At 67.3% G+C, this 12,903-nt stretch carries 9 protein-coding genes; 5 read left to right on the top strand and 4 right to left on the bottom strand.

Going from position 1 to position 12,903, the window contains the following annotated elements; all coding sequences use genetic code 11:
* The 4 genes from ACLFQI_RS06560 to ACLFQI_RS06545 all read right to left on the bottom strand — a co-directional run.
* On the bottom strand, positions 1 to 1,687 hold a 1,687-nt coding region (locus tag ACLFQI_RS06560), incomplete at its 3' end, for an NAD(+) synthase (protein WP_410758098.1).
* Between the two features lie 81 nt (positions 1,688 to 1,768).
* On the bottom strand, positions 1,769 to 5,365 hold the full coding sequence (locus tag ACLFQI_RS06555) for an efflux RND transporter permease subunit (protein WP_410758097.1): 3,597 nt from the start codon (positions 5,363 to 5,365) through the stop codon (positions 1,769 to 1,771).
* Positions 5,358 to 6,473 (bottom strand): efflux RND transporter periplasmic adaptor subunit, encoded by a 1,116-nt coding sequence (locus ACLFQI_RS06550; RefSeq protein WP_410758096.1) that lies wholly within the window; start codon positions 6,471 to 6,473, stop codon positions 5,358 to 5,360. Before ACLFQI_RS06550 ends, ACLFQI_RS06555 begins: the two co-directional genes overlap by 8 nt.
* A 119-nt stretch (positions 6,474 to 6,592) precedes the next feature.
* Positions 6,593 to 7,018 (bottom strand): FKBP-type peptidyl-prolyl cis-trans isomerase, encoded by a 426-nt coding sequence (locus ACLFQI_RS06545; protein ID WP_410758095.1) that lies wholly within the window; start codon positions 7,016 to 7,018, stop codon positions 6,593 to 6,595.
* Between the two features lie 134 nt (positions 7,019 to 7,152).
* Here ACLFQI_RS06545 and leuC point away from each other — a divergent pair, with 134 nt between their 5' ends.
* From leuC to ACLFQI_RS06520, 5 genes are all read left to right on the top strand, one after another.
* Positions 7,153 to 8,571: a 3-isopropylmalate dehydratase large subunit gene (leuC, locus tag ACLFQI_RS06540; RefSeq protein WP_410758094.1), complete on the top strand. Its 1,419-nt coding sequence runs from the start codon at positions 7,153 to 7,155 to the stop codon at positions 8,569 to 8,571.
* 2 nt (positions 8,572 to 8,573) lie between these two features.
* Positions 8,574 to 9,227 (top strand): 3-isopropylmalate dehydratase small subunit, encoded by a 654-nt coding sequence (gene leuD, locus ACLFQI_RS06535; protein ID WP_410758093.1) that lies wholly within the window; start codon positions 8,574 to 8,576, stop codon positions 9,225 to 9,227.
* A 110-nt stretch (positions 9,228 to 9,337) separates the two neighbouring features.
* Positions 9,338 to 10,426 carry a 3-isopropylmalate dehydrogenase gene (gene leuB, locus ACLFQI_RS06530; RefSeq protein ID WP_410758092.1) on the top strand — a complete coding sequence of 363 codons (1,089 nt, stop codon included), beginning with the start codon at positions 9,338 to 9,340 and terminating at the stop codon, positions 10,424 to 10,426.
* Between the two features lie 72 nt (positions 10,427 to 10,498).
* Complete coding sequence (asd, locus tag ACLFQI_RS06525; RefSeq protein ID WP_410758091.1) at positions 10,499 to 11,614, top strand: aspartate-semialdehyde dehydrogenase; 1,116 nt, start codon at positions 10,499 to 10,501, stop codon at positions 11,612 to 11,614.
* 42 nt (positions 11,615 to 11,656) lie between these two features.
* A partial coding sequence (locus ACLFQI_RS06520) for a FimV family protein (protein ID WP_410758090.1) occupies positions 11,657 to 12,903 on the top strand: 1,247 nt, incomplete at its 3' end.

The raw sequence follows: 12,903 nt of genomic DNA, 5'->3' as shown, positions 1-12,903 counted from the left end.
CGCCGGTGGCGACCGAGCCCGGGCGACCGTCCTGCACGGGCACCAGCTCGGGCGAGATCTCGGTGTCGAGAATCGCTTGCAGGATGCCGTTGGTGGGGGCATCGAACTGGTTGCTGGCGATGACCCAGCGGATCAGGTACTGGATCAACGTCTTCGGCACCGAGGCGTTGACGTTGTAATGCGACATCTGGTCGCCAACGCCATAGGTGGACCAGCCGAGCGCGATCTCGGACAAATCACCCGTACCGAGCACCAGGGCGTTGTGGCGGTTGGCGAGCCGAAACAGGTGCGAGGCGCGCTCGCCGGCCTGGACGTTCTCGAAGGTGACATCGTAGACCAGTTCGCCCTCGGCAAAGGGATGGCCGATGTCCTTGAACATCTGCGTGCAGGACGGGCGGATGTCGATCTCCTCGGCCTGGGTGCCGAGCGCCTGCATCAACGCCAGCGCGTTGGTGCGGGTCTCGTCGCTGGTGGCGAAGCCCGGCATGGTGTACGCCAGGATATGGCCGCGCGGCAGCCCGAGTCGGTCCATGGTGCGGGCCGCGACCAGGAGCGCCTGGGTCGAATCGAGACCGCCGGAGACGCCGATCACGATGCGCTCGATGCCGCTCGCCTGGAGCCGCTTGGCCAGCCCATGTACCTGGATGTTGTAGGCCTCATAGCACTGCGCATCGCGCTCGGCGCTGTCTGCGGGCACATAGGGGAAGCGGGCGATCGCGCGTTGTAGCCCGAGATCGCCGCTTGGCGGCTCGGGGCTGAAGCGCACGCGCCGCATCCGCTGCAGCCGCTCGCGGTGGGTGCGGATGCTGTCGCTGAAGCTGGTCACGCGCAGCCGCTCCTGTTGCAGCCGCTCCAGGTCGATATCGGCGGCGATCAGTTGCGCGCGGCCGGGGAAGCGTTCGGACTCGGCCAGCAGCCGATCCTGCTCGAAGATCACCGCATGGCCATCCCAGGCCAGATCGGTGGTCGACTCGCCCGGCCCGGCCGCCGAGTAGAGATAGGCGGCGAGGCACTTGCCGGATTGGGCCGCGCAAAGATCGTTGCGATAGGCGGCCTTGCCGATGGTGATGTTGCTCGCCGAGAGGTTCAGCAACACCGTGGCGCCGGCCAGCGCGGCATAGGTGCTGGGGGGGATCGGCGCCCAGAGGTCCTCGCAGAGTTCCATGTGGATGACCAGGCCGGGCAGGGTGCTGGCCTCGAACAGCAGGTCGGTGCCGAGCGGGACCTCTTGGCCGAGCAGCTCGACCTCGCGCGCGAGCAGCGCATCGGCGGCGGCGAACTGGCGTTTCTCGTAGAACTCGCGATAGCTCGGCAGATAGGACTTCGGCGTCACGCCGAGGATGCGGCCGGCATGGATGGCGACCGCGCAGTTGAACAGGCGTCCATCCAGGCGCAACGGCAGGCCCACCGCGATCAGCGGCCGCAGCGCGCGGCTGGCCTCGACCACCTGCGCGAGCGCCGCGCGCGCGGCATCGAGCAGCGCCTGCTGATGGAAAAGGTCGTCGTTACTGTAGGCGGTCAGCCCCAGCTCCGGGAACAGGGCGATCAGCGCGCCGGCCTCATCGGCGCGGCGGGCGAGCGCGATGGTCGCCGCCGCGTTGGCGGGCGGGTTGGCGATGCGCACCTCGGGCACGCCAACCGCCGCTCGGACGAGACCTTGCTGGTAGAGGTTGAAGAAGTCGTTCAATGTGTCAGGTTCTTGTCGAACAGGCTGAAGATCGTTGGCCCTCTAGTCATCATAATCCTCGAAAGAGCAGTTGGACGGTCGTCAGGCCGTCGCCATCCGAATCCACTCCACCCGCCGGCGCATCACCCCATAGTAGACCACCGGGATCACGATCAGCGTCAGCAGGGTGGAGACGAACAGGCCGAACAGCAACGACACCGCCAGGCCCGAGAAGATCGGGTCGCCGAGGATGAAGGAGACCCCGGCCATGGTCGCCAGCGCCGTGAGCACGATGGGCTTGGTGCGCACCACCGCCGAGCCGACCACCGCGCGTTCCAGCGAATCGCCGGCCCGCACCTGCTGATTGATGAAGTCCACCAGCAGGATCGAGTTGCGCACGATGATGCCGGCGAGCGCGATCATGCCGATCATCGAGGTCGCGGTGAACTGGGCGCCGATCAGCGCGTGGCCGGGCAGGATGCCGATGATGGTCAGCGGGATCGGCGCCATGATGATCAGCGGCACCACGTAGCTGCGGAACTGGAACACGACCAACAGATAGATCAACACCAGGCCAAAGGCATAGGCGACGCCCATGTCGCGGAAGGTCTCGTAGGTGACCTGCCATTCGCCCTCCCATTTGAGACTGGGCTCGTAGGGGTTCTCGGGCTGGCTTGTGTACCACTGCACGAGATCCGTATCGAGCTGGCCGGCGATGCTGAAGAGTCCGTACAACGGGCTGTCGATCTCCCCGGCCATGTTGGCGGTGACATAGACCACCGGCAGCAGATCCTTGTGATAGATACTGGACTCGCGCTGGCTCTCGACCACCGTGACGATCTCCGACAGCGGCACCAGCTGGCCACCGCGCGAGCGCACCCGCAGCGCCAGCACCTGATCCAGATCGGCCTTGTCGGCCTCGGCGTACTCGACCCGGATCGGTACCGCGTACTTGACGTTGGCCCCGTGCAGATAGGCCATGTCCTCGCCGCCGAGCACGCTGGCCAGGGCCTCGGCGACGCTGGCCTGATCGACGCCGAGCTGCGCCGCCTTGGGACGGTCGACCACGAGCACGAACTTGCGCCCCGGATACTCCATCGAGTCATCGATATCGACGATGTCATCGGTATCGGCGAAGACCGCGCGCACCTCCTCGGCGAGCGCCATCTGCTCGGTGTAGTCGATGCCATAGATCTCGGCGACCAGCGGCGCGAACACCGGCGGTCCGGGCGGGATCTCGACGATCTTGGCGTTGCCGTCATAGCGCTCGGCGATCGCCTGCAGCGGCTCGCGCAGGCGCAGCGCGATGGCGTGGCTCTTGTCCTCGCGCTGATCAGCGGCGACCAGGTTGACCTGGAGGTCGCCTTGATGCGGCTGATCGCGCAGATAGTACTGGCGCACCAGGCCGTTGAAGTTCATCGGCGAGGCGGTGCCCGCATAGGCCTGGTAATCGGCGATCTCGGGCTGCGTCTCCAGGTAATGACCCATCTCGGCGAGCACGCGCGCGGTCTGCTCCAGGCTGCTGCCCTCGGGCATGTCGAGCACGACTTGCAGCTCGCTCTTGTTGTCGAACGGCAGCATCTTCAGGATCACCGTCTGACTCAACGGCAGCAGCAGCGAGGCACCGATCAGCAGCAGGATGCCGGCGAGCAACAGCCAACGGTTGATCAGGCCGCGCCGCCCTTCCAGAAAGGGCGTGATCAGCCGCTCGAACAGCCATTGCAGACGCGGGTTGGCCGCGTCCTCGTCCTTTGCGCCGTTCTGATGCGCTGGCGTTAGCGCGTCGTCAGCGCCATGCGCGAGACGCGGTTTGGCCTGATCCTGCGGCCCTGCACCGCCATCCGGTGCGAGATGCGGGCTGGCCGCATCCTGTTGCGCCGCATCGCCGCCAGGAGCGGGACTCAGGCTGGCTCCATCCTGTCCTGACGTAACGCCGGCCGGTTCGTCTTGAGGAGCGTGCCGGGCGTGGTGAGCGTGGTCGGCGAGCGCGGCATCATGACGCCGCCCGAGTACCTGATACGCCAGCCAGGGCGTGAGCACGAAGGCGACGACCTGAGAGATCACCATCCCCATCGAGGCGTTGATCGGGATCGGACTCATGTAGGGCCCCATGAGCCCGGAGACGAAGGCCATCGGCAGCAGCGCGGCGATGACGGTGAAGGTGGCGAGGATGGTGGGGCTGCCGACCTCGTCGACCGCCCCCGGCATCAGGTCGAGCATCTTGCGCCGCCCGATGGCCATGTGGCGGATGATGTTCTCGACCACGACGATGGCGTCGTCGACCAGGATGCCGATCGAGAAGATCAGCGCGAACAGGGACACCCGGTTGAGGGTGAAGCCATAGGCCCAGGAGGCGAACAGGGTCAGCATCAGGGTGACGATGACCGCGCCGCCGACCACCAGCCCGGCGCGCCAGCCCATCGCCAGTGCCACCAGCACGATGACGGTGATGGTGGCGGAGGCCAGCTCGGTGATCAGCTTGCGCGCCTTGGCGTCGGCGGTCTTGCCGTCGTTGCGGGTGATGCTGACCTCGACCCCCTCGGGGATGAAGATCCCACCGAGTTGGTCGAAGCGCGCGATGATCTGCTCGGCCACGGCCACCGCATTGGTGCCTTCCTGCTTGGCCACGGCGATGGTCACCGCCGGCGTCGTGCCGGCCAGGACCTGGCCATCGGCGGCGGTGACCGAGTCGATACCAGCGTCGATCCCGGCGCCATCATCGGCACCGGTGCTGGCACTGGCACTGGCGCTGGCACTGGCACTGGCACCCGCGCCCATCCAGACATAGGCCTGGGGCACCTCGGGACCGCGCTCGATGCGGGCCACCTCGCGCAGATAGACCGGGCGGCCGCCGTGCATGCCGACCACCAGCTCGGCGATGTCATCGACGCTGGCGAGCATGGTGCCGGCCTGGACCCGGATCTCTCGGTTATCGGCGACGATGGCGATGTCGTCGCGACTGCTGTTGCCGGCCTGCAAGGCACGGCTCAGGTCGCTCAGATCGATGTCGTGCGAGGCGAGCGCTTGTGGGTCGAGGATGACCCGCATCACCTGTTGCGGCGCGCCCACCGTGTAGACATCGCGGGTGCCCGGCACCCGTTTCAGCTCCTGCTCGATGGCATGGGCGACCTGCCCCAGCTCATAGGCGCCGAACCGCTCATTCGTCGACCAGAGGGTGGCGGTGAGGATCGGCACATTGTCGATGCCCTTGGGCTTGATCAGCGGCTCGCCGACGCCGAGGCCGGCCGGCAGCCAGTCGGCGTTGGAGTTCACCTTGCTCCACAGGCGCACGATCGCATCGGTGCGGTCCTCGCCGACCTCGAACTGCACCGAGATCAGCGCCATCCCCGGGCGCGAGACCGAGTACACATGCTCGACGCCCTGGATCTCGGACAACACCTGCTCGGCCGGACCGGCGACCAGATGCTCGACCTCGCTCGCCGAGGCGCCGGGGAAGGGGATCAAGACATCGGCGAAGGTGACGTTGATCTGCGGTTCTTCCTCGCGCGGCGTGATCAGGATCGCGAACAGCCCGAGCAAGAGGCCGACCAGCGCCAGCAGCGGCGTGATCTCGGCCTGTTGGAAGCGCTGGGCGATGCGCCCGGAGACGCCGAGCGCATTCTGGCCGGGGGTGCCAAACCGACCCTCCTGAGCCGTGGCGGTGGCCGGAGCCGTCGGGGTGGGGTGCGACTCAGCCATCTTGGCGATCCTGGCGGTTTGCCTCGGCTTGACGCTTGAGGGCGAGGCCGGCGGCAATCGGGTCGAGCGCGACCCGTTCGCCGGCGCTCAGGCCGGAGAGGACGACGATCTCGTCGTCGATGCTCGACCCGGTGCGGATGTGGCGCAGGCGGATGCGGCCGTTCTCGCTGACCACATAGGCGCCGGTGACCTCGGAGCGATAGACCACGGCGGCGCGGGGGATGGTCAGCTCCTGCTTCTCGCCGGTGACGATGCCGGTCTTGACGAACATGCCGGGGAACAGCCCTTCGATCCGCCCTTCCAGATCGGCGCGCACCTTGAAGGTGTTGGAGCCGAGATCGGCAAACGGGAACACGGTGATGCGGCTCGGCTCGGTGATCTCGCCATCGGGCAGATAGACTCGGATCTCGCCGCGCTCGCGCACCGCTGGGATCGCGCTCTGCGGCACATCGATGCTCACCCGCAGTTCTTCCAGCGAGATACCGCTCATGACCGGACTGCCGGGGTTGGCGACCTCGCCCCGTTCCACATGCCGGCGGATGACGATGCCGGAGTAGGGGGCACGGATCTGGGTGTACTCGAGCTGCTCCTGCGCCTGCTCCAGATTGGCCTGGGCCGATTCGAGCCGGGCCTCGGCGCTTTCAAGATCGGCCTCGGCCTGGTCCATCCTCGACTCGGAGACGTTCTGTTTCTGGTAGAGACCTTTGATGCGCTGATGCTCCTCGCGCGCTTGCTCGAGCTGCGCCGACGCCGATCTCAGGTCGGCCGCCGCTTGGGCGAGCCGGGCGCGGTGCTCGGTGGCGCGCAGGCGCACGATGACCTCGCCCTTCTCGACGAAGTCATCGACATCGTAGAGGATCTCGTCGACCTGGCCGCTGGTCTGCGCGGAGACCGTGGTGCGATTGATCGCTTCGACCACGCCGTCGAGGCGGTATTCCTTGGGCACCACACGATAACCGACCTCGGCGGTGGCGATGCTGGCGCGGGCTGGGTCTTGGCTCGGATCGGCATCGGCTGCATCCGCATCGGCGGCGTTGCCGCTGGCGGCATGGGCGCACAGCAGCGGGGCGAGGATCGCTAGCTGCCGGAGTCTTGGGGTCGATGGCATCGATGGACACTCCGTAAATTAGTATTTCCTAATATTAAGCCAGAAGCTCGTCCGGTGTCGTCGCGCGATTGCTCTCGAGCATGCGCTGGAAACGCTATCCAAGTCAGTCAGGCGATCGTTCAGTCGACCTCGAGCACCCGGGCGTGAATGCGCAGGCCGCGCCGCGCGAGGGGATGATTGAAGTCGATCTCGACCTCGGTGTCGTCGGTGCTCAGGATGGTGCCCAGGGTCTCCTGTCCGCCCGGGGCCTGGAACGGGATCACATCGCCCGGCTCGGGCGCGAAACCATCCGGGAGGTCGGTGCGCGGCACCCGCTGCACCAGCGCCGCGTCACGGGCGCCGAAAAGCGCGGCGCCCGCGGCCAGCATCTGTTCATCGGCGCCCGCCTCCAGGCCGAGCAACAGGCCTTCAAGACCAGGCGCGAGCGTGCCATCGCCGATGCGAAAGCGCATCGGCTCGCCGCCGAAGCTGGAGAGCGCCTCGGTGCCGTCATCGAGATAGATCGCCAGATGCAGCCTGACCTGGCTGCCGGGGCTGATGCTCATGATCGGTCTCCTCAATGGATCTTAAGGGTAGCATGGGGGGCGATGCGTGCCGAGGCGGCGGCAACGCGGGCATTGAGCCTTCAGCGTTGGCCGTTTAGACTGTGGGGTTTGTTTTCCGATCGGAGCAACGCCCGATGGCGGCTCAACACCACCCACCAAGAACACTCCTCGACAAGATCTGGGACGATCACATCGTGCGCATCGATGAGCACGGCACCGCGCTGCTGTATATCGACCGCCAGCTGGTGCACGAGGTGACCTCGCCGCAGGCCTTCGAGGGACTGCGCCTGACCGGCCGCAAGCCGCACCGCCCCGAGGCCAACCTGGCGGTACCGGATCATAACGTGCCGACCAGCGATCGCCATCTCGGGATCGTCGATCCGATCTCGCGCCTGCAGGTCGAAACGCTGGAAGCCAACTGCCGCGAGTTCGGCATCCCGCTGTTCCCGATGGGCGATCCGCGCCAGGGCATCGTCCATGTGATCGGCCCCGAGCAGGGCTTCACCCAGCCCGGCATGACCCTGGTCTGTGGCGACAGCCATACCTCGACCCACGGCGCCTTCGGCGCGCTCGCGTTCGGCGTCGGCACCTCCGAGGTCGAGCATGTCCTCGCCACCCAATGCCTGCTGCAGCGCAAGCCAAAGAGCATGTTGGTCAGCGTCGCGGGCGACCTCGGGCCGGGCATCACCGCCAAGGACATCGTGCTCGCGATCATCGGCGAGATCGGCACCGCCGGCGGCACCGGTCATGTGATCGAATATGCCGGCGAGGCAATCGAGGCGCTGAGCATGGAAGGCCGGATGACGGTCTGCAACATGAGCATCGAAGCGGGCGCTCGGGCCGGGCTGATCGGCATCGACGACAAGACCGTCGATTACCTGCGCGGTCGGCCGCAGTCGCCGACCGGCGAGACGTTCGAGCAGGCCGCCGCCTACTGGCGCTCGCTGAACAGCGATCCTGGCGCGAGCTACGACCGCGTGGTGCGCATCGATGCGGCCAGCATCCGCCCGCAGGTGACCTGGGGCACCTCGCCGGAGATGGTGCTGCCGGTCGATGGCGAGGTGCCGGACCCGGATGCGGTCGCCGATCCGGTCAAGGCCGGCAGTTATCGCCACGCGCTCGCCTACATGGGGCTCGAACCGCGCACGCCGATCGCCGCGATCGGCATCGATAAGGTCTTCATCGGCTCCTGCACCAATGGCCGCATCGAGGATCTGCGCGCGGCGGCCGAGGTGGCCAAGGGCCGCCATGTGGCCGACTCGGTCAAGCTGGCGATGGTGGTGCCGGGCTCGGGGCTGGTGAAGCAGCAGGCCGAGGCCGAGGGGCTCGACCGGATCTTCATCGATGCCGGCTTCGAGTGGCGCGATCCGGGCTGCTCGATGTGTCTGGCGATGAACGCCGACCGCCTCGAGCCGGGCGAGCGCTGCGCCGCGACCAGCAATCGCAATTTCGAGGGCCGCCAGGGGCAGGGTGGACGCACCCATCTGGTGAGTCCCGCGATGGCCGCCGCGGCTGCGGTGAGCGGGCGCTTCGTCGACGTGCGGGAGTTCTAACGATGCAACCCTTCGAGACCTTTCGCGGCATTGTGATGCCGCTCGATCGCGCCAATGTGGATACCGATGCGATCATCCCCAAGCAATTCCTGAAGTCGATCCAGCGCACCGGTTTTGGCCCCAATCTGTTCGACGAATGGCGCTATCTCGACCACGGTGAGCCGGGACAGGATTGTCGCGGACGGCCGCTGAACCCGGACTTCGTGCTCAATGATCCGCGCTATGCCGAGGCCAAGATCCTGCTCACGCGGCACAACTTCGGCTGTGGCTCCTCGCGCGAGCACGCGCCCTGGGCGCTCGCCGATCACGGCTTTCGGGTGCTGATCGCGCCGAGCTTCGCCGATATCTTCCGCCAGAACGCGATCAAGAACGGCCTGCTGCCGATCGTGCTCGACGAGCGGAGCGTCGATGCGCTGTTCGCGCTTGCCGACGACGAGACCGCGCTCGCGATCGAGGTCGACCTGGAACGACAACGCTTGCAGCCGAGTAGCGGCGAGGCGATCGCCTTCGAGATCGATGCCTTCCATCGCCACTGCCTGCTCAACGGGCTCGATGACATCGGCCTGACGCTGGAACGCGCCGACGAGATCGCCGCCTACGAGCAGCGTCGCCAGCGGCAGGCACCCTGGCTCTTCGCGGCGGTCGCCTCGTCTTAGCGGCGCTGCCCCGAAGGATCACGACAGCGTTCATCGGTGGTTCAACAGCCACCCATCAAGGCCCATGAGGCGTTCCCAGTCAGACGCCCTTGGCGCCAACGGAGAGACGATTGACCAAGAAGATTCTGATCCTGCCCGGCGATGGCATCGGCCCCGAGATCGTCGCCGAGGCGGTGAAAGTGCTCGCCGGCCTGCGCGACGAGTTTGGGCTCGCCATCGAGACCGAGACCGCCCTGGTCGGCGGCGCCGCCTATGACGATTGCGGCTCGCCGCTGCCGGCATCGACCCTGGACCTGGCCAAGGCCGCCGATGCGGTGCTGCTCGGCGCCGTCGGCGGCCCCAAATGGGAGCCGCTGGAGATCGCGCTGCGCCCGGAGAAGGGCCTGCTCGGCCTGCGCTCGGGATTGGGCCTGTTCGCCAACCTGCGCCCGGCGATCCTCTATCCGCAACTCGCCGAGGCCTCGACCCTGAAGCCGGAGGTGGTCGCCGGGCTCGATCTCATGATCGTGCGCGAGCTGACCGGCGGCATCTATTTCGGCCAGCCGCGCGGCGTCGAGACGCTGGAAAGCGGCGAGCGGCGCGGTATCAATACCCTGGTCTATACCGAATCCGAGATCGAACGCATCTGCCGCGTCGCCTTCGACACCGCGATGCAGCGCAACCGGCGCCTCTGCTCGGTCGATAAGGCCAATGTGCTCGAATGCACCGAGCTGTGGCGCGAGGTCGCGATCCGCGTCGGTCGCGACTACTCGCAGGTCGAACTCAGCCACATGTACGTCGATAACGCGGCGATGCAACTGGTGCGCGCGCCCAAGCAGTTCGACGTGATGGTCACCACCAACATGTTCGGCGATATCCTCTCGGATGCGGCGGCGATGCTCACCGGTTCGATCGGCATGCTGCCCTCGGCCTCGCTGAATGCCGACGGCCAGGGCATGTACGAGCCGATCCACGGCTCGGCGCCGGATATCGCCGGCCAGGGGATCGCCAATCCGCTCGCGACCATCCTCTCGGTGGCGATGATGCTGCGCTACTCGCTGGCGGCGCCGGAACCCGCGGCGCGGATCGAACAGGCGGTCGCGAAGGTGCTCGATCGCGGACTGCGCACCGGCGATATCGCCGCGCCTGGCACCACCACCGTCGGCACGGTGGCGATGGGCGATGCGGTGCTCGAGGCGATCCGGGCTGCGGCTGGTTAGGCGGCTTTGGTCGCGCGGCCTGGTGTCGTCGAATGTTGTTCGTGAACGGTCTCCAAAACAGGTGAGGTGGCGATGAATCGGGTCGGTTTCGTTGGCTGGCGTGGCATGGTGGGCTCGGTCCTGATGGACCGGATGCGCGTCGAGGATGACTTTGCGCTGATTCCCGAGGCGCGTTTCTTCTCGACCTCGCAGCAGGGCGAGCCGGGGCCGGATGTGGGACAGGACGCGCAGGCGCTGCTCGACGCCCATGATCTCGACGCCCTGGCCGGGATGGACGCCATCGTCACCTGCCAGGGCGGCGACTACACCGAGCAGGTGTTCGCGCCCCTGCGCGCGCGCGGCTGGCAAGGCTATTGGATCGACGCCGCCTCGACGCTGCGGCTGCGTGACGACAGCACCATCGTGCTCGACCCGGTGAATCTGGAGGTGATCCAGCAGGCGCTGGCGGCCGGTAAACGCGACTTCATCGGCGGCAACTGCACGGTGAGCCTGATGCTGATGGCGGTCGGCGAGCTGCTGCGTCGCGATCTGGTCGATTGGGTCAGCGCCATGACCTATCAGGCCGCCTCCGGTGCCGGCGCGCGCAACATGCGCGAGTTGCTGGCGCAGATGGGCGCCTTGCAGGCCAGCGTCGGCGAGCTGCTGGCCGATCCGCGCAGCTCGATCCTCGACATCGATCGCGCGGTGACCGCGGCGATGCGCGCCGAGGGCTTTCCGAGCGAGCAGTTCGGCGCGCCGCTCGCCGGCAGTCTGATCCCCTGGATCGACAAGCCGATGGAGAATGGCCAGTCGAAGGAGGAATGGAAGGCCGGGGTCGAGACCAACAAGATCCTCGGTCGCACGCAGAACGCGATCCCGCTCGACGGCACCTGTGTGCGCATCGGCGCGATGCGCTGCCACAGCCAAGGGCTGACGATCAAGCTCAAGCGCGCGCTGCCGATCGACGAGATCAGCGCCATGCTCGCCGCGGCCAACGACTGGGTGCGGGTGATCCCGAACGCGCGCGAGCGGACCGTCGCCGAGCTGTCGCCGGCGGCGGTCACCGGCACCTTGAGCATTCCGGTCGGCCGCCTGCGCACGATGGCGCAGGGGCCGGAGTTCCTCAACGCCTTCACCGTCGGCGACCAGTTGCTGTGGGGCGCGGCCGAGCCGCTGCGGCGGATGCTGCGGCTCCTGCTTGAGCGTTAATGGTGGCACGCGCGTGGGGGCTGTCGATCGTCGAGCGACGCGATGCCGATCACCGTTCGCCGCGATCCTTACGCAAGCGCTGACTGCATCAGCGTTCCCTCCAGGGCCAAGCCCGGCCAGGCCTGGGCAGGGTGGCTCGGACGCGGCTCGGTGCGTGAGCAAGCGCCGTGCCGGGGTCGGCTGCTGAGCGACGCTCAAGCGCTGAGCGCTCCGCTCGCCATCGTCCTGCTGCTGGTTGGTGCGCAGGCCGCCGCGCTGGGGCTCGGCGAGCTGCGCGTGCGGTCGGCGTTGCATCAGCCCTTCCAGGGCGAGATCGAGCTGTTCGAGGTCGAGCGATCGGATCTGGATCGGATCGCGGCGCGTCTTGCCAGCCCTGCGGCTTTCGAGCAAGCGGGACTCGAGCGGCCAGCGTTCCTGACCGAGATGCGCTTCACGCCGATGATCGGTCCGGATGGTGGGGCGATGCTCGAGGTCATCAGCCGCGAGCCGATTCGCGAGCCCTATCTGGCCCTGCTGCTCGAACTGCGCTGGCCGGATGGGCGATTGGTGAAGGAGTATGCGGTGCTGCTCGATCCGCCCGCCGTCGGCGGCGAGCGAGAACAAGGGCAAGGGCAAGCTGAGGCGCCGTCTTGGTTGCGAGCACGGCCGGCTCGGTCACCCCTGGCAGCGGTCGCAGATCGGTTTCCGTTGCGCTATGGGCCGGTACCTGCGGGAGTCGGACTCACCGAGGTTGGGAGACGCCTAGCGATGCCGGGCGTCACGCTGGAACAGATCGCGCTCGCCTTCTATCGCAACAGCCCAGATGCCTTCGTCGATGGCAACATCAATCGCCTGCGACAGGGTGTCGAGCTGATCATCCCAAGCCGGGCCGAACTCCTCGCGCTCACTGCCGACGCCGCGCGCGAGCAGTATTGGGCCGCCGTGACCGGGGCGCGGATCGCGCAGGTGCCGCTGACCGATGTGGACGCGCCTTTGACCAGCGCCAGCCAGGAGGCGAACGCGAGCGAGGAGGCCAGCGCCAGCCATGAGGCGAACGCGAGCCAGGAGAGGAACGAGCGCGCTGACGCCGAGGATGCGTATGCCGAGCAAACGCCGGTTGCGGCAGAGAGGACAGCGGCAGAGGCCGGGGCATTGGCGCCGACGCCAGAGGCCGTGTCGCTCCCGTCCGTGGCCTGGCTCGAGGCCGAGCTGTTGTTGATGCGCGAGCAGAGCGAGGCCAGTCGGCAAGAGGTGGCGGAACTGCGGGCGCGGTTACAGGAGTTGGAGGCGCGGTTGAGCGATAGCCATCG

Source organism: Halochromatium sp., assembly GCF_046541315.1.
Classification (GTDB): domain Bacteria; phylum Pseudomonadota; class Gammaproteobacteria; order Chromatiales; family Chromatiaceae; genus Lamprobacter.
Note: the sequence above shows the minus strand (reverse complement) of the source record. Positions and strands in the feature narration are given on the sequence as shown.